Here is a 17,152-nt window from a genome sequence, read left to right on the forward strand (position 1 = left end):
GGCAGCGGCGAAGGACCGGCCTGGTCCTAGTCCGCCCGCCCCGTCACCGCCACCGTGACCCCCAGCCCGATCATCGTGAATCCGCCCGCCCCGCCGATCAGCGACAGCCGTCGGTCCGAGCCGGCGAACCAGGTGCGGGCGGCCGAGGCCGTCAGGCCCCACAGGGTGTCCGTGACCAGGCCGATCGTGATCGGTACCAGGCCGAGCAGCAGCATCTGCAGGACCACATGGCCGGCCGAGTGGTCCACGAACTGCGGGAGGACGGCGGCGAAGAAGACCACGCCCTTCGGATTGGTGACGCCGACCAGGGCGCCGTCGAGGACGGTCCGCAGGTCGCTGCGGGCCGGTCCTGCCGACCTGGTGCCGATCGCCGCCGCCTTCAGCTCGCGCCGGTGCCGGAACGCCTGCACCCCGAGGAACACGAGGTAGGCCGCGCCCGCCAGTTTCACCGTCAGGTACACCGCCACCGACCGCTCGACCAGCGAGCCGATCCCGACGGCGACCGCCACGACCAGCAGGTACGAGCCGAAGACGTTGCCGATCGCGGTCGCCACGGCGGTCCGGCGACCGTGTGCCAGCGCCCGTCCGATCACGAACAGCACACTGGGCCCCGGGATCATCACCACCAGGACCGACATCGCCGCGAAGGCCGGCAGACGCTCTGTGGACACCATGTCCCTCACCCGCTTCCGGCGGCCATTCAAACAGGAAGGCCGTACACCGGGCCAGGGACGGACATGGAGAGGGGGCGCTGCGGGCCGCTCGTGGAGGCCCGCAACGCCCCCTGGTATTTCACCTGAGGGGTGCTCAGGAGTCTTTCCGGGTTACGAGTTGACCTGTGTGGTCACCAGGCTGGAGAAGGTGGTCAGCCGGGTGTAGACACCCGGGTAACCGGCCTCCGCACAGCCCTCGCCCCAGGAAGTGATCCCTGCCAGGACGCCCCCGATGAGCAGGGGACCGCCGCTGTCGCCCTGGCAGGTGTCGACGCCGCCGGAGGTGTATCCGGCGCAAACCATGTCGCTCGCGATGTAGTCGGAGCCGTAGGAGCTGCTGCAGCTGGAGTTGGACACGGTCGGCACGGTCGCGGTGCGCAGCTGGTTGGAGGAGCTGCCGCCCGCGGAGGTGGTGCCCCAGCCGACGATGCGGGCCGTGGTGCCGGCCGCGTACACGGAGGTGTCCGTGGAGGCGACGTACTTCGCCGTCGTGTACGGCATCGACGTCGACAGGGTCAGGACGGCCACGTCGTCGCCGTTGGTGGCGTCCGTGTAGTCCGGGTTGATCCAGATCTTGCTGACCCGCGCGACCGTGCCGTTGGTGCCGTTGAGGTAGGTGCGGCCGCCGACGACTCTGACGCTGCTGGTGGTCTCGCCGACCATACAGTGGGCCGCGGTGACGACCTTGGTGGCCGAGACCAGGGTGCCGCCGCAGAACTGGTTCTGCGAGGCGTCCGTGATCTGCATCATGAACGGGTACGCGGTCGTCGTGGTCGTCGTACCGCCGACGATGGGCTGGGGGGCGGCGACGGCGGCGGGGGCGCCGAGCAGAGCGGTCGCGGCGGCGGCGGTGGCCGCGAGGGCGGCAGCGGTCTTCTTGGCGCGGTTGAGCCCGAACATGAGTCTCCTCATTGGGTGTTGCCGGTGGGGGGTCGCGCGGGTGTGGGGGGTGGTGCACGGGGGTCGCGGGACCGACCCCCGTGTGCCCGGGCGAGCGGCACGCCCCTTACGCTAGAACCCGGAAGGACCCCTTCCCAATGAGGGAACCCCCTAGGGGAGTTGGGCAGGGAAAACCCTCGGTCGGCCCTCGGTAAACCCACTCGTCCGTCGGACCTGCGCGGCGCTCACTCGAATCCGCGCGGTTCTCACTTCGTACGACGGCCCGCCGCGAGTCTGACGATGTCGACCCGCGATCGGATCCCCAGCTTGCGGTAGACCCGGGTCAGGGTCGCCTCGACCGTCTTGACGCTGATGAACAGCCGGGCGGCTATCTCCCGGTTGGTCGCGCCCTCCATGACGAGCGCGGCGACCTGACGTTCCATCGAGGCGAGCCCGTCCAGCGCGTCCAGCGTCGGGGCGGGGGCGGCGACCGGCTCGGGCGGCGTGGTCATGGCGGCCGCCTCCGCCTGGCGCAGCCAGGGCAGCGCGCGGCAGCGCCGGAACAGCCGCGCCGCCTCGTCGTACGACGTCGGTCCCGGTCGGCGGGTGCGCAGCGAGGCCAGCGCGAAGGCGGCGCGGGCCTCCTCCAGGCCGTAGCCCAGCTTGCCGAGCCGGTCCTGCACCGACGTCAACTGGCCCAGGGCGGCCTCGTGTTCGCCGCGCCTGGCCCGCACCAGCGCCTGCGCCCGGTCGACCACGGCGAGCACACTCTCGCGGCCCAGCCGCAGCGCCTGTTCGCGCGTCACGTCGATGACGTCCTGCGCCTCGGCCAGCTCGCCGGTGCGCACGAGGGCCTCGGCGAGGTCGCCGTGCCAGCGACCGCGCGCCGGGTCGGTGATGCCGAGCCCCTGCTCCAGCTCCCGTACCCGGCGCAGCGAACGGACGGTGCCCGGGGCGTCCCCGGCCACCAGCTGGGCGTGGCCGAGGGCTGCCAGTGCGCGGGAGACGTACATCTGGTCGCCGTCCTCCTCGGCGTGCTCCAGCGCTTCCCGAGCCAGCGCCAGGGCGCGGTCCACGTCGCCGCCCGAGGCCTCCGCGAACGAGGTGAGCAGGGCGGAGGCCACCCTGCCGATGCCGGTGTCCCGGGCCATCCGCAGGCTCTCGCGGGCCAGGTCGAGGGCCCGGCCGCAGTGCCCGGAGCGCAGTTCGGTCTCGGCGAGCAGGCGCAGGAAGTGCACCTCGCTCTCGACCATGCCGCGCCGCCGCACCTCGCGCAGCAGCGCGGTGACGGTGGTGCGGGCCTCGGTCAGCTGGTCGCTCATCAGCAGCCAGCGGAACCGGGCCAGGCCCGGGCCGTTGTGGTGGCAGGCCACCTGCGGGTCCTGGGGTTCCTTCAACGCCCGTTTGATGGTCGCGGGGGCGTCCGGGTGGCCCATCAGGGTCTCGGTCTGGGCCTGGAAGGCGAGCGCGAGGAGTTCGGTGCGCCGGTCGCCGGCCCGGGCGGCCAGCTGTGCCGCGTGCGCGGCCTCCTCCCGGCCCTGCGCGAAGTCGCCCTGTACGACGAGGCCCCGCCAGGCCAGCTGGTAGTGGACCAGGGCGAGCAGCCGCGGGTCGTCGCCCGCGTCGGCCAGCGCCTGCGGGAAGGCGGCGTCGACGTCGCCGAGTGCCTGCCCGGCCGACTCGATCACCACCATCCAGGCCCGGACCCGGTCCGCGGGCACGGTGGCCCGGGTCAGCGCCTCGCGGGCGATGTCCCGCGCGAGGTCCACCTCGCCGGCGGTGATCGCGTCCTCGGCGGCCTGCAACCGCCGCTCGTCCGGGCCCGGCACGCTGTCGGCCGGGGTGTGCCGGGCCGCGAGCAGTCCGAGGGAGGCGGCCATCGAGGGCGCCCCGCGGTCCCGGGCCTGGGCCGCCGCCTCGGCCAGCGTGGCCGCCACCTCCGGATCGGTGCCGGAGGTCGCGAGCGCCAGGTGCCGGGCCCGCTCGATGGGGTCGGAGGCCGCCGTGGACAGCGCGGCGTGCGCGGTCCGCCGCTCCTGTGCGGGCGCCTCCGCGTACAGCGCGGCCGAGATCAGCGGATGCGCGAACCGTACGGCGGGACCCTCGGGCTCCGTCGCGAGCAGTCCGAGGGCGGCCGCCTGGGCGGTCTCGGACTCGGCGTTGTCCCGGCCGGCCGCGTGCAGCAGGGCCAGTGTGGGGCGCGCGCCGGCGCTGGCCACGAGCAGGGTGCGGCGGGCCTCGTCCGAGAGCATGTCCAGGCGGTTCAGCACCAGGGCCCGCAGCGAGGTGGGCACGTGCAGCGGCTCGCCGGGCCGGGGCGGGGTGGGGTCCTCGGCCAGCGCGCGGCCCAGTTCCAGGGCGAAGAGCGGGTTGCCGGCGCTGGTGCGGTGGATGTCCCGGACCGTGGAGCGGGGCAGACCGGTGTAGCCGCGGTGGTCCAGGAGCGCGGAGACCTGGGTGCGCGAGAGCGGGTTGAGGCGGACGGCGAGACTGTCGGGCGGCAACGCGCGTAGATGGCGGTCGTACTCCTGTCCCTCGGTCCGCGCCGCGCACAGCAGTTGGACGGGGGTGTCGCCGAGGCGGCGGGCGGCGAAGCCGAGGAGCTCCGCGCTCGCCGGGTCCAGCCACTGCAGGTCGTCCGCGACGACCAGGACCGGGCGCTCGGCGGCCAGCGCGCGCAGCACCGACAGGACGGCCAGGCGCAGCGCCAGCCCGTCGCGCTGGAGGGTGGACTCGCCGCGTCCGGTGAGCGCCGACTCCAGGGCGGTGCGCTGGGCCGCGGGCAGCCGGTCGGAGACCTCGTCCACGACCAGACCGAGCAGGTCGGCGAGTGCCAGGAACGGGAGATGGGATTCCGACTCCGTCGCCGAGCAGCGCAACACGGTCCGGGGCGCCCCGGCGTTATCCGCGGCCAATGCCCGCAGCACGGTCGACTTTCCTATTCCGGCCGGGCCGTGGAGCAGCACGCTGCCGCCGCCGGCCAACTGCTCACGCGCTCCCGCGAGCAGCTCCTCCCTGCCGATCACCAGGTCGGGGCGGCATCTGGCAGGCTCCTCGAAGTCCCGTCGCACGGTCACCGCTCCCCTCCGTGTGTCGTGTCCTGGCCAATATTAGGCATCGGACTTTGAAATTCGGACGGGCGACATGGTGAGGGACATAACAGCGGCCGGCATAGAGAAATTCATAGGGTCGGCGTATGAATCGGGCGCCGACGGAATCAGGGCAGCAGCCCCGCCCGACGCGCCGCCACGACCGCCTCTCCACGGGTCCGGGACCCGAGCTTCCGCATGGCCGAACGGAGGTACCCCTTGACCGTCTCGGCGGTCACCCCGAGCCGCTCGGCGGCCACCGCGTTCGTTGCGCCCGCGGCCACGCACGCCAGCACATCCACCTCGCGCGGCGCGAGACTCACCCCGTCCGACCGTGGGACACCCGAGGTCAGCAGCCCGCACGCGGCCAGCAGTTCGGCCCGCAGCGCCTCGTCGGCGATCCTCGGCGCGAGCGCCCGCAACGCCGCGTGCGCCTCCCGCACCTGCTCCCACGCCGAGCCGTCCGCCGGGGCCCGGCCCGGCTCCGCCCGCACCGCCGCCATCAGGTCCCGCGCCTCCTCCCGCAGCACCAGTGCCTGTTCCACGTCCCGCGCGGCCGCGACCGCCGCCGTCAGCGTGATGTCACCCAACGGCCGGGCGTCGCGCAGGGCGCCGTACAGGACACCGCGCACCCGGCGCCGTACGACGACCGGCACGGCCACCACCGAGCGCAGGCCCTCCGCGGCGACCGCCGTGTCGTACTCGTGGCTGATCTGCCGCGACGAGGAGTAGTCCGTGACGGCGCACGGGCGGGCGAGGGCGACCGCCTTGCCGCCGAGGCCGTTGCCGGAGGTCACCGCGAGGGCGCTCAGGGCGGGCGTGGCGGTGCCGTTCAGTTCACTGATGCGCATCTGCCGTCTGCCCGACTCCACCAGGCCGCCGAAGGCGACCGGGAGCCCGGTCGTGCGCCGCAGCCGTATCAGTGCGCGCCGGATCTCCACCGACGCCGACCCATCTGCCACGAACTTGTCCCTTCGCTGCGGCACACACCCCCGTTCGGGGGTAGTGAGACCTGCATCACGGATTACACGATGGCAGAGAGCGGCCCGGCAATGGTGCCGGTATCGAGGAGGACAGATGACGACGGCGACGGAGCTCTTCCGCAGTGCGCGGGACTTCCTGCTGGAACACCGCGAGGACTACGCCACGGCATACGCGGGTTTCGCATGGCCCCGCCCCCGGCACTTCAACTGGGCCCTCGACTGGTTCGACGTGATCGCGGACGGCAACGACCGCACCGCCCTGCACATCGTCGAGGAGGACGGCTCCGAGATCCGGCTCTCGTTCGCCGAGCTGGCCGAGCGGTCCAACCGCGTCGCCAACCTGCTGCGCGAGCGCGGGGTGGGTGCCGAGGACCGGATCCTCGTCATGCTGGGCAACCAGGCCGAGCTGTGGGAGACGGCGCTCGCCGCCATGAAGCTGCGTGCCGTCGTCATCCCGGCGACCCCGCTGCTCGGGCCCGCCGACCTGCGCGACCGGGTCGAGCGGGGGCGCGTGCGACACGTCCTCGTCCGGGCCGAGGACACCGCCAAGTTCGACGACGTGCCCGGCGACTACACGCGCACCGCCGTCGGCGGCCTGCCGGAGGGCTGGCAGCCGTACGAGGACGCGTACGTCGCCTCCGCCGACTTCCTGCCCGACGGGCCCACCCTCGCCGACGACCCGCTGATGCTGTACTTCACCTCCGGTACGACGGCCCGCCCCAAGCTCGTCGAGCACACCCACGCCTCCTACCCGATCGGGCATCTGGCGACCATGTACTGGATCGGTCTCAAGCCCGGCGACGTACACCTGAACATCTCCTCGCCGGGCTGGGCCAAGCACGCCTGGTCCAACCTGTTCGCGCCGTGGAACGCCGAGGCGACCGTCTTCATCCACAACTACACGCGCTTCGACCCGGCCCGCCTGATGGCCGAGATGGACCGTGCGGGCGTGACGACGTTCTGCGCCCCGCCCACCGTGTGGCGCATGCTCATCCAGGCCGACCTCACCCAGCTGCGCACCCCGCCGCGTGAGGTCGTGGCGGCCGGTGAACCCCTCAACCCCGAGGTGATCGAACAGGTCCGCCGGTCCTGGGGCGTCACCATCCGGGACGGCTTCGGCCAGACCGAGACCGCCGTCCAGGTCTCCAACAGCCCCGGCCAGCCCCTGAAGACCGGTTCCATGGGCCGCCCCGGCCCGGGCTACCGCGTCGAACTCCTCGATCCGGTGTCCGGTGCGCCGGGCGCGGCCGAGGGCGAGATCGCGCTCGACCTGTCGACCCACCCGGTCGGCCTGATGACCGGCTACCACGGCGACCCCGACCGCACGGCGGAGGCGATGGCCGGCGGCTACTACCGGACCGGGGACATCGGCGCGCGCGACGCCGACGGCTACATCACCTACGTCGGGCGGGCCGACGACGTCTTCAAGGCCTCCGACTACAAGATCAGCCCCTTCGAGCTGGAGAGCGCGCTGCTGGAGCACGAGGCGGTCGCGGAGGCGGCCGTCGTACCCGCGCCGGACGAACTGCGGCTCGCCGTCCCCAAGGCCTATGTGGTGCTGGCGCAGGGCTGGGAGCCCGGCCCCGACACCGCGAAGGTCCTCTTCGAGCACGCCCGGCAGGCGCTCGCGCCCTACAAGCGCATCCGTCGCCTGGAGTTCGCGCCCCTGCCCAAGACCGTCTCCGGCAAGATCCGCCGCATCGAGCTGCGCGAGGCCACGGCCGCGGGCTCCGATGCCGAGTACCGCGAGGAGGACTTCCGGTGAGCGGAACGTCGTACACGGACGGGACGAGCGGACTGTCGTACACGCACGGGACGAGCGGGACGCCGCTGCTGGGCGACACGATCGGGGCGAACCTGGACCGGGCGGTGGCGGCCTGGCCGGACCGCGAGGCGCTCGTCGACGTGCCGTCCGGGCGGCGCTGGACGTACGCCCGGTTCGCCGCGGACGTCGAGGAGTTGGCGTACGCGCTGCTCGCGTCCGGGGTCGCCAAGGGCGACCGGGTGGGCATCTGGGCGGTCAACTGCCCCGAGTGGGTGCTCGTCCAGTACGCCACCGCGCGCATCGGCGCGATCATGGTGAACATCAACCCGGCGTACCGCACGCACGAGGTCGAGTACGTCCTCAAGCAGGCAGGGGTCTCCCTGCTCTTCGCCTCCCTCGGCCACAAGACCAGCGACTACCGGGCGATGGTCGAACAAGTGCGGGGCCGGTGCCCTCAGTTGCGCGAGACCGTGTACATCGGGGACTCGAGCTGGGAGGCACTGGCCGGGCGCGGGACCCCCGGCCCGTACGAGGTCCTGTCCTGCGACGACCCGATCAACATCCAGTACACCTCGGGCACGACGGGCTTCCCCAAGGGGGCCACCCTGTCCCACCACAACATCCTCAACAACGGTTACTTCGTAGGGGAGTTGATCGCCTACACCGAACAGGACCGTGTCTGCATCCCCGTGCCCTTTTACCACTGTTTCGGGATGGTGATGGGCAATCTGGCGGCCACCTCGCACGGCGCCTGCATGGTCATCCCGGCCCCTTCCTTCGACCCGGCGGCGACCCTGCGCGCGGTCCAGGACGAGCGCTGCACGTCCCTCTACGGCGTCCCGACGATGTTCATCGCGGAGCTCAACCTCCCCGACTTCGCGACCTACGACCTCTCCTCCCTGCGCACCGGCATCATGGCGGGCTCGCCGTGCCCGGTGGAGGTCATGAAGCGGGTCGTCGCCGAGATGCACATGGCGGAGGTCTCCATCTGCTACGGCATGACCGAGACCTCCCCGGTGTCCCTCCAGACCCGCCGGGACGACGACCTGGAACACCGCACGGCCACGGTCGGCCGCGTCCTGCCGCACATCGAGACCAAGGTCGTCGACCCGGCCACCGGAGTCACCCAGCCGCGCGGCACGGCGGGGGAGTTGTGCACCCGCGGCTACAGCGTGATGCTCGGCTACTGGAACGAGCCGGAGAAGACCGCCGAGGCCGTCGACCCCGGCCGCTGGATGCACACCGGCGACCTCGCCGTCATGCGCGAGGACGGATACGTCGAGATCGTCGGCCGCATCAAGGACATGATCATCCGGGGCGGCGAGAACATCTACCCCCGCGAGATCGAGGAGTTCCTCTACGCCCACCCGAAGATCGCGGACGTCCAGGTCGTCGGCGTACCCGACGAGCGGTACGGCGAGGAGGTCCTCGCCTGTGTCATCGCGCGGGACGCGGCGGACCCGCCGACGCTGGAGGAGCTGCGGGCCTTCTGCGAGGGGCGGTTGGCGCACTACAAGATCCCCAGTCGGCTTCGGGTCATGGACTCCTTCCCGATGACGGTGTCCGGGAAGGTGCGCAAGATCGAGCTGCGGGAAAATCATGCGGCGCGTGGCTGAGCCGTCCGTCAGAATGTCGCGATGATCGGCAGACGCATCACCCACCGCATGGCGGACGGTGTACGAGTACCCGGAACCTGGCGGCACGCCTTCATTCGCAACGGCGACTACTTCCTGACGGACCTGTTCATCTACGCGGACGGTCTGGTCGACTGCTGGGGTCTGGTCACGTTGGAGGAGTTCGAGGAGAAGCTGCGGCGCGGGTGGGTCGCCACCGAGCTTCCCGAGGGTGCCAGGGCGTCCGGACATGAGCTGGCCGCCTGGAAGTTCAGCGAGCCGCGCACCTGGCACACCCCCGAGCTGCTGCTCGCCGAGGTGCGGGACACCGTGGACCAGCTCAACGGGCGGCCGGACTCCACGGATCGGTGCCTGGACGCCGTCGACGCGTTTCTCGCCGACCGGACGGAGGAGAAGCGGGCCGTGGCCCGCGCCGCCTACCTCGCCATCCCGAGGACCCAACGGCACTACGCGCTCGGCGACATGGACCGCAAGGACTGGCCGCTCCAGGTGCTGGTCGCCGGACCGGGCGGGCACATGGACTCCCGGCCCGACGGCGACGAAGCCCCGGTCACGCAGGAGGAGTACGACGAGGCGGTCGACTACTTCGAGGACCGGGCGCAGTGGATCGCCAAGAGTTCCTCACGGGTTCCGGCGGACGGACCGGTGACGTCCGTCGCCCCCGCGATCCAGCTCTACGACAGCTATCCGCTGAAGCCGTCCGACGATCCGGACACGAGGGCCCTGCGCAACAACTACCCGGCACCCGTCGACGTCGACGGTGTCACCTATCCCTCCGTCGCCCACGCCTACTGGGCCCTCTCGACCGCCGACCCCGGCGTCCGGGCCGCGATCGCCGCGGCGGACACCGCGTTCGCCGCCCGGAACCTTGCCGTCGGCGCCCGCCGGTGCGACGGCTGGGAGCAGGCCCGCACGGCGGTCATGACTCGCCTGATGCGGGCCAAGTACGCCCAGCATCCGGCCCTGGCCCGGGTCCTCCTGGCCACGGACGACGCGACGATCGTCTACGACGACGGCGACTCCCGCTTCTGGGGCGACAACGCCGGCCGCGGCCGGAACTGGACCGGTCGTCTCCTCGAACTCGTCCGTTCCGAACTGCACGCCGAGCGCGCGGGGATCGGGCCGACGACGACCGCCCGGAACTAAGGGCGTGCTGCGAAAGTCCCGCCTGCCCCGCGACGCCCGGCACGCTCCCCCAGAGGGGGCACCCCCACTCGCCGCACCGGCCGAAAGCCCAAGTACGTCCAGTACGACGAGAGCACGCACCAGACGCCGCAGGGCCCGCCCTCCGGGCGAACGACGGGACTTTCGCAACACGCCCTGGTCCTCGCAGAGGCGCATGCACACCCGGGGCCACCGGTCGAGGCCCAGCTCCTTCTCATGGGCGCGGATCTTGCGTAGGCCCGGGGTGAGTTCGGCCTCGTCCAGTGCGCGGAAGCCGAGGCGTGTGTAGTACGGCGCGTTCCACGGCACCTTTGCGAAGGTGGTGAGCGTGAGACCGGTCAGGCCCTCCTCGCGGGCACGGTCGGCGGCGTACGCGAGGAGGGTGCGGCCCACGCCCCGGCGCGCGGCGTCGGGGTGGACGGAGACCTGCTCGACGTGGAGGGCGCCGTCCACCGGTTCGCAGATGAGATACGCGACCGGGCTGTCGCGTTCGTCGGCGGCGACCCAGGCGCGGCCGGCCCGGCGGTAGCGCTCCAGGACGTCCGGGCCGGGCGGTTCGTCCTCGGCGACAGCCGCCATGCCGAGGTCGCGGAAGGGGGCGCCGGCCGCGCGTTCGACGTCCTGCAGGAGCGGGAGCTCGGCGGCGGTGGCGGGGCGGATGCGCATACGGCGAGTGTCGGGTGCCGAGGGGTTCGGCGCCAGCGGATATCACGCACGTCATGCCCCCGCGGCATCCAGGTCGTCCGCGTGGCTGTTCACCGCCTGCGGCGCCCCCGTGAGGTCGAGGACGAACAGCGGGATGCGCAGCGCGTCGGCGCGGCCACGGGCGTCGGGGGAGAACCCGGCGAGGGAGAAGTAGACGCAGGACGTGGACTCCGCCATGGCCGTCAGCCACAGGCACTCCACGTCGCGCAGGGTCGCCGGGCGGACGGTCGGGTCGACCCGGGCCAGCAGGCCGCGCGCGGCCAGGCCGATGCCGGACGGGGGCCGCTGGTCGGCGCGGCGGATGTCCCGGTAGCCGAGCCAGCGCAGATAGAGGGCGGCGGCGGTGACCGCGTCACGGGCGGTACGGATCGTGACGGGCTGGAAGACGCGACGCCGGGCCGGAGCGGAGACCGGGGGGGTTGATTCGGCGGACGGCCCGGCCACCGGGATGCGCAGCACGGTCCCGCACCCGCAGCCCAGCTCCGGGTACGGCCACTGGTTCCGGCGGCCGCAGGCCTCGCAGCGCACGGTGACCCAGTCCTCGTCCCAGGCACGGTGGGCGACCGCGGTGGCCGCCTTGTGCTGGTCGAGTGCCGGGGCGGCGGGCACCCCGCACACGCACGGGTACGACGGCGCCTCGTAGAAGTGCTCGCGTCTGCAGGCCGGGCAGCGCACCGGCACGCTCTCGGACATGGCCCCCATCGTCCTCCCGTCGACCCCCGCTTGTCCGTCTCTTGACGGCCTTCGTCCGCCCACTTACATTGCTTCCAGATAGTAGAAATTACTTTCCGCAATACGGAAAATGTCTGCGGGGAGAGAAGACACGGGAAGTACTCACCGCGGGGCGCGACGGGAGTGCGGATCCGACAGCCGAAGCAGGAGTACTCGATGGCTCGAATGACCGCTGCCCGCGCGGCAGTTGAGATTCTCAGGCGTGAGGGCGTCACCGCCGCGTTCGGCGTCCCGGGCGCGGCGATCAACCCGTTCTACGCGGCGCTCAAGGCCTCCGGCGGCATCCACCACACCCTCGCCCGCCATGTCGAGGGCGCCTCGCACATGGCCGAGGGCTACACCCGTACCCACCCGGGCAACATCGGCGTCTGCATCGGCACCTCGGGGCCGGCCGGCACGGACATGATCACCGGTCTGTACTCGGCCATCGGTGACTCCATCCCGATCCTGTGCATCACGGGCCAGGCCCCGACGGCCGTGATCCACAAGGAGGACTTCCAGGCCGTCGACATCGCCTCCATCGCCACACCGGTGACGAAGATGGCGGTCACCGTCCTGGAGGCCGCGCAGGTTCCCGGCGTCTTCCAGCAGGCCTTCCATCTCATGCGCTCAGGCCGCCCCGGCCCGGTCCTGATCGATCTGCCGATCGACGTCCAGCTGACGGAGATCGAGTTCGACCCGGACACGTACGAGCCGCTCCCGGTCTACAAGCCGGCCGCCACCCGCGCCCAGATCGAGAAGGCGATCGGGATGCTCAACGCGTCCGAGCGCCCGCTGATCGTGGCCGGCGGCGGTGTCATCAACGCCGACGCCGCCGAACTGCTGGTGGAATTCGCCGAGTTGACCGGCGTCCCGGTCGTCCCCACCCTCATGGGCTGGGGGGTGCTCCCCGACGACCACGAGCTGAACGCCGGCATGGTCGGCCTCCAGACCTCGCACCGCTACGGCAACGCGACCTTCCTGGAGTCCGACTTCGTCCTCGGCATCGGCAACCGCTGGGCCAACCGCCACACCGGAAAACTCGACGTCTACACGGCCGGCCGGACGTTCGTCCACGTCGACGTGGAGCCCACCCAGATCGGCAGGATCTTCGCCCCGGACTACGGCATCGCCTCCGACGCGAAGGCCGCGCTGGAGCTGTTCGTGGCGGTGGCACGGGAGGTGAAGGCGGCCGGGAAGCTGCCCGACCGCTCCGCGTGGGCCGGCGCCGCGCAGCAGAAGAAGGCCACGCTCCAGCGCCGTACGCACTTCGACGACATCCCGATCAAGCCGCAGCGCGTCTACGAGGAGATGAACAAGGCCTTCGGACCGGAGACCCGGTACGTCTCCACGATCGGCCTCTCGCAGATCGCCGGCGCCCAGATGCTGCACGTCTACCGGCCGCGCCACTGGATCAACTGCGGCCAGGCCGGCCCGCTCGGCTGGACCGTCCCGGCCGCGCTGGGCGTCGCCAAGGCCGACCCCGAGGCGCAGGTCGTCGCCCTCTCCGGCGACTACGACTTCCAGTTCATGATCGAGGAGCTGGCGGTCGGCGCGCAGCACAAGATCCCGTACGTCCACGTCCTCGTCAACAACTCCTACCTGGGCCTGATCCGCCAGGCACAGCGGGCGTTCGACATCGACTTCCAGGTCAAGCTGGAGTTCGAGAACATCAACTCCCCGGAGCTGGGCGTCTACGGCGTCGACCACGTCAAGGTCGCCGAGGGGCTCGGCTGCAAGGCGATCCGGGTGACCGACCCGGCCGAACTGGGCGCGGCCTTCGAACAGGCGAAGAAGCTCGCCGCCGAGTTCCAGGTGCCGGTGGTCGTCGAGGCGATCCTGGAGCGCGTCACCAACATCTCGATGTCCACCACCAACGACATCGGCAATGTCGTCGAGTTCGAGGAGATCGCGACCGAACCGGGGCACGCCCCGACCTCGATCAGGACACTGAAGGTCTGACGCACATCGTCGGTCACGCGAAAGGGCGGCCCAGCCGGGAGTGGGCCGCCCTTTCGCGTGCGCGGTCCGGGCCGGGGCGCCCGCGTCCTCGGGGCCGATGGCTCTGTCCGTGTGCCCGCGGACGCTCGGTCCGCCGGCTCACTCCGAGCCGTCGCCGTCCCCGCAGCCGTGGCCGTCACCTTCGCCGACGTTGCGCGGGGCGCGCTGTCGAAGTCCCGTGTCCGCCACTCCGCCCGGGGGATCAGGCCCGCCCGCAAGGCGAAGCGAGGGACGAGGACGCACGAGGGCATGCCCCGCACCCATGGGCTCCCCCGAGACCCGTACCGTCCCGGTCGGCCGGCGCCGGCGGCGCCCCGCAGACGCAGCGCGGGCACGGAGACCGTGACGGTGGCGCGGGGACCGCCCCCGCAGCGATGCGACTTCGTGCGGCTCCAGCCGGACCGTCGTACCGCTGTCCATGACACTCCCCTTGCACGGGGCCCGCCGCCCCCGTGCCGGCGGGCCCCGCGTGATGAGAATGTGCCCCGACCCGGGGGCGGGTGAAGCCTCCCGGGCCTGGTTCAGAGCTTGATTTGAGGGTTCCGTAGCCCGCCTACGACCGGTGGCGTACGTGCGTGTGCGCGGGCTGCGCGGGCTCACTGCTCGTGGTGCTCGGACAGCCCCGGCCAGTCGTCGGGGCCGCCGCCCTGCCACTCGATGATGTCGCTCTCCTCGACCTCGACCTGGTCGAGGTCCGCGAGGCGCAGGAGTTCGACCACGTCGTCCAGGTGGGAGGCGACTCCGAGGTTCTCTTCGTCCCAGGTGACGCGCCGGGAGCCGTCCAGGGCGGGGGCGTGGACCACGATGTGCGGATGCTGCGTGGGGTGTGCTGGAGGTGCCATGCCTTCAGGCTCCTGCGGGCGGGCCGGATCCGCACCCCGGCGTACCCCCGCACAGCCCGGGAACGCCGAGAAGCGCCGGATACGGGATCGTCCGCATCCGGCGCCTGCCGGAGATCCTGGGACCGCGGCGGTTGCGACGGAGCCTGGACGCCCTTCCCTCAGGTCGAGAAGGGGATCCGGGGTCCTTCACCACCGCACTGGCTCGCACGCCGCCGCGGTCCCTGCCCTGCCCGCGCCCCGTACCGGTCGGCCACCCCTCATCCGGGTCGCCGTTGGTCGGGCGCGGTCAGGGAGTTCAGTCCTCGCGCAGGGCGCGGACCGCCTCCTCCACGCGCCTTCCGTACTCCGGGTCGGCGGCGTGGAAGTGGGTGAGGTTTTCGAACGTCGTGTTGAAGTGGATCCGGGCGGCGCCGACGCCTGGGCGCGACAGGACAGTTGTCAGCGCCGATGCCGCCCGGGGCTTGGGGGAGGGGCGTCAGACCCGGGCGCCGGAGAGGCGCTCCACCGCCCGCAGCAGCGCCGAGTGGTCCAGGCCGCCGTCGCCCTGCGTGCGCAGGCCGGCGACCAGCTGGGCGACCACGGCACCGACGGGCAGGACCGCGCCGACATTGCGGGCGGCGTCCGTGACGATGCCCATGTCCTTGTGGTGCAGGTCGATACGGAAGCCCGGCTTGAAGTCGCGGTTCAGGAAGTTGTCCTTCTTGCGCGTCAGCACGGTGGAGCCGGCGAGCCCGCCGCCCAGGACGTCGAGAGCGGCCTTCAGGTCCACGCCCGACTTCTCCAGGAAGACCACCGCCTCGGCGCACGCCTGGATGTTCACGGCGACGATCAGCTGGTTGGCGGCCTTCACGGTCTGGCCCGAGCCGTGCGGACCGCACAGCACGATGGTCTTGCCTAGCGCCTCGAAGACAGGCTCCGCCCGGTCGAAGTCGGCCTGCTCGCCCCCCACCATGATGGACAGCACGGCCTCGACCGCACCGGCCTCACCGCCGGAGACGGGTGCGTCCAGGACGCGGATGCCCTTGTCCCCGGCCGCCTTCGCCAGGTCGACCGAGGTCTGCGGGGTGATCGAGGACATGTCGATCAGCAGCGCGCCGGACCGTGCGTTCTCCAGGATGCCGTCCGGGCCGTACGCGACGGCCTCGACCTGCGGGGAGGCGGGCACCATCGTGATCACGACGTCGGCGTCCCGCACGGCCTCGGCGATCGAGCCCGCCGCGGTGCCGCCGGCGGCGGTCAGACGGTCGAGCTTGTCCTGTTCCAGCGTGAAGCCGGTGACGTCGTAACCCGCCTTGATCAGGTTCTCGGACATGGGGGAGCCCATGATGCCGAGGCCTATCCAGGCGATCTTGGGGAGGTTCGTGGTCATGGGGTACCTCTCTCACTGCTGTGCTGCGTCTGGTGGTGGTACGGCGTGGGCAGGCTTCGCGGCCCGCGCACACGCGGCGTCCGGGTGCGGCGCAGTGCGTCGTCGACCGGCCCGGCCCACCTGTAATGACGGACCCGACCTCGGACGGGTCGATGCCGCGCGGCCCTGCCGCCGCTTTCAGTGCGCCGCGCGTGCTTCCTGCGGAAGCCAGCCGAAGGCCTCCGTGCTCGGGCCGTCCCCCGGCTTGTACTCCAGGCCGACCCAGCCCTCGTAACCGGCCTTCCTCAGCTGGTCGAGGAGGTTCTGCAGCGGCAGCGCTCCCGTCCCCGGCGCACCGCGTCCCGGGTTGTCGGCGATCTGCACGTGGCCGGTCTGCGACGCGTACTGCTCGATCACCGACGGCAGGTCCTCGCCGTTCATCGACAGGTGGTAGAGGTCCATCAGGAAGCGCGCGTTGCCCAGCCCCGACGCCTGGTTGACCGTGTCGACGATCCCCATGGCGGCGGGTGCGCTCACCAGTGGGTACAGGGGCGACTCGGGCTTGTTGAGGGCCTCGATCAGCAGGATCGCGCCGATCCGGCTCGCGGCCCGGGCTGCGAGCACCAGGTTCTCCAGCGCGAGCGCGTCCTGTTCCGCAGGGGCCACGCCCTCGACGCGGTTGCCGTAGAGCGCGTTGAGGGCCTTGCAGCCCAGGGACTCGGCGAAGTCGGCCGCCACGTCGATGTTGGCGCGGAACCGCTCCGACTCCTCGCCCGGGATCGACAGGGCGCCCCGGTCCGGGCCGGGCAGCTGTCCGGCGTAGAAGTTCAGCCCGGTGAGCCGGACGCCCGCGTTCTCGATCGCCTTCCTGAGGGCGTCGAGCTCGGACCGCTCGGGGGCGGGGGAGCCGACCCAGGGCCACCACAGCTCGACCGCCGTGAAGCCCGCCGCGGCGGCGGCTGCGGGGCGCTCCAGGAGCGGGAGTTCCGTGAAGAGGATCGACAGGTTGACGTTGAAGCGCTGGTCTGCAAATCCCATCGGGGTGGCGCTCCCTTCCGTGCTCGCGGCCGTACCGGCGATTCGAATCTATTTCGTATTGCGGAAGTTTGTTTCTGCTTAATGGAAGATTGCCCGGGGTCGGGGAGGACTGTCAAGAGCGCTCGCAAAAAGGTGCCCCCGCGCGGGGCTGCGCGGGGGCACTTCGAACAGGGGGTGACCAGGGCGACTGTCCCGTCCGCTCGCCCTCGAGGCGTGAAGGCATGAGGCCGGGCACCATCTCGGTTCACTTCAAGTATTGTTGGAAATTTCGGCGCACATA

The 17,152-nt window shown here is 71.7% G+C and carries 12 protein-coding genes and 1 pseudogene; 4 read left to right on the forward strand and 9 right to left on the reverse strand.

What is annotated here, in order from left to right:
- Positions 1-26: 26 nt before the first annotated feature.
- From ADK57_RS33705 to ADK57_RS33720, 4 genes are all read right to left on the reverse strand, one after another.
- Positions 27-674: a LysE family translocator gene (locus tag ADK57_RS33705; protein ID WP_053753445.1), complete on the reverse strand. Its 648-nt coding sequence runs from the start codon at positions 672-674 to the stop codon at positions 27-29.
- A gap of 150 nt (positions 675-824) precedes the next feature.
- Complete coding sequence (locus ADK57_RS33710; RefSeq protein WP_053753446.1) at positions 825-1,613, reverse strand: S1 family peptidase; 789 nt, start codon at positions 1,611-1,613, stop codon at positions 825-827.
- A gap of 245 nt (positions 1,614-1,858) precedes the next feature.
- Positions 1,859-4,669, reverse strand: a complete 2,811-nt coding sequence (locus tag ADK57_RS33715; RefSeq protein ID WP_053753447.1) for an ATP-binding protein — start codon at positions 4,667-4,669, stop codon at positions 1,859-1,861.
- A gap of 140 nt (positions 4,670-4,809) precedes the next feature.
- Positions 4,810-5,643 (reverse strand): response regulator transcription factor, encoded by an 834-nt coding sequence (locus tag ADK57_RS33720; protein ID WP_053753448.1) that lies wholly within the window; start codon positions 5,641-5,643, stop codon positions 4,810-4,812.
- 115 nt (positions 5,644-5,758) lie between these two features.
- On the opposite strand from ADK57_RS33720, the gene ADK57_RS33725 reads away from it, so the two are divergent.
- The 3 genes from ADK57_RS33725 to ADK57_RS33735 are packed head-to-tail and all read left to right on the forward strand — an operon-like array spanning position 5,759 to position 10,209.
- Positions 5,759-7,429 carry an AMP-binding protein gene (locus ADK57_RS33725; protein ID WP_053753449.1) on the forward strand — a complete coding sequence of 557 codons (1,671 nt, stop codon included), beginning with the start codon at positions 5,759-5,761 and terminating at the stop codon, positions 7,427-7,429.
- Positions 7,426-9,045, forward strand: a complete 1,620-nt coding sequence (locus ADK57_RS33730) for an AMP-binding protein (RefSeq protein WP_053753450.1) — start codon at positions 7,426-7,428, stop codon at positions 9,043-9,045. The genes ADK57_RS33725 and ADK57_RS33730 overlap by 4 nt, the downstream gene beginning before the upstream one ends.
- A 21-nt stretch (positions 9,046-9,066) precedes the next feature.
- A complete protein-coding gene (locus tag ADK57_RS33735; RefSeq protein ID WP_053753451.1) occupies positions 9,067-10,209 on the forward strand; it encodes an NADAR family protein in 1,143 nt (380 codons plus the stop codon).
- A gap of 189 nt (positions 10,210-10,398) precedes the next feature.
- Here the strand turns inward: ADK57_RS33735 and ADK57_RS48135 are convergent.
- Together ADK57_RS48135 and ADK57_RS33740 are read right to left on the reverse strand one after the other, a co-directional pair.
- Positions 10,399-10,893 (reverse strand): annotated as a pseudogene (locus tag ADK57_RS48135) (GNAT family N-acetyltransferase); the annotation flags it as partial.
- Between the two features lie 51 nt (positions 10,894-10,944).
- Entirely contained in the window at positions 10,945-11,634 is a 690-nt protein-coding gene (locus ADK57_RS33740; protein ID WP_053753452.1) for a hypothetical protein, read from the reverse strand.
- A gap of 186 nt (positions 11,635-11,820) precedes the next feature.
- Here ADK57_RS33740 and gcl point away from each other — a divergent pair, with 186 nt between their 5' ends.
- Positions 11,821-13,605, forward strand: a complete 1,785-nt coding sequence (gene gcl, locus ADK57_RS33745) for a glyoxylate carboligase (protein WP_053753453.1) — start codon at positions 11,821-11,823, stop codon at positions 13,603-13,605.
- 635 nt (positions 13,606-14,240) lie between these two features.
- Here gcl and ADK57_RS33750 read toward each other — a convergent pair.
- The 3 genes from ADK57_RS33750 to ADK57_RS33760 form a co-directional block, all read right to left on the reverse strand.
- Positions 14,241-14,486, reverse strand: a complete 246-nt coding sequence (locus tag ADK57_RS33750; RefSeq protein WP_053753454.1) for a hypothetical protein — start codon at positions 14,484-14,486, stop codon at positions 14,241-14,243.
- A 475-nt stretch (positions 14,487-14,961) separates the two neighbouring features.
- Positions 14,962-15,855: a 2-hydroxy-3-oxopropionate reductase gene (locus ADK57_RS33755; RefSeq protein ID WP_053753455.1), complete on the reverse strand. Its 894-nt coding sequence runs from the start codon at positions 15,853-15,855 to the stop codon at positions 14,962-14,964.
- A gap of 177 nt (positions 15,856-16,032) precedes the next feature.
- Positions 16,033-16,872: a TIM barrel protein gene (locus ADK57_RS33760; protein WP_053753456.1), complete on the reverse strand. Its 840-nt coding sequence runs from the start codon at positions 16,870-16,872 to the stop codon at positions 16,033-16,035.
- Positions 16,873-17,152: the final 280 nt, after the last annotated feature.

The organism is Streptomyces sp. MMG1533 (assembly GCF_001279775.1).
GTDB lineage: Bacteria > Actinomycetota > Actinomycetes > Streptomycetales > Streptomycetaceae > Streptomyces.

Excerpts from the sequence above, each read along its gene's own strand:
- ADK57_RS33710 (WP_053753446.1), bottom strand. The coding sequence starts at position 1,613 with ATGTTCGGGCTCAACCGCGCCAAGAAGACCGCTGCCGCCCTCGCGGCC.
- ADK57_RS33755 (WP_053753455.1), bottom strand. The coding sequence starts at position 15,855 with ATGACCACGAACCTCCCCAAGATCGCCTGGATAGGCCTCGGCATCATG.
- ADK57_RS33705 (WP_053753445.1), bottom strand. The coding sequence starts at position 674 with ATGGTGTCCACAGAGCGTCTGCCGGCCTTCGCGGCGATGTCGGTCCTG.
- ADK57_RS33740 (WP_053753452.1), bottom strand. The coding sequence starts at position 11,634 with ATGGGGGCCATGTCCGAGAGCGTGCCGGTGCGCTGCCCGGCCTGCAGA.
- ADK57_RS33725 (WP_053753449.1), top strand. The coding sequence starts at position 5,759 with ATGACGACGGCGACGGAGCTCTTCCGCAGTGCGCGGGACTTCCTGCTG.
- ADK57_RS33750 (WP_053753454.1), bottom strand. The coding sequence starts at position 14,486 with ATGGCACCTCCAGCACACCCCACGCAGCATCCGCACATCGTGGTCCAC.
- ADK57_RS33735 (WP_053753451.1), top strand. The coding sequence starts at position 9,067 with ATGATCGGCAGACGCATCACCCACCGCATGGCGGACGGTGTACGAGTA.
- ADK57_RS33760 (WP_053753456.1), bottom strand. The coding sequence starts at position 16,872 with ATGGGATTTGCAGACCAGCGCTTCAACGTCAACCTGTCGATCCTCTTC.
- gcl (WP_053753453.1), top strand. The coding sequence starts at position 11,821 with ATGGCTCGAATGACCGCTGCCCGCGCGGCAGTTGAGATTCTCAGGCGT.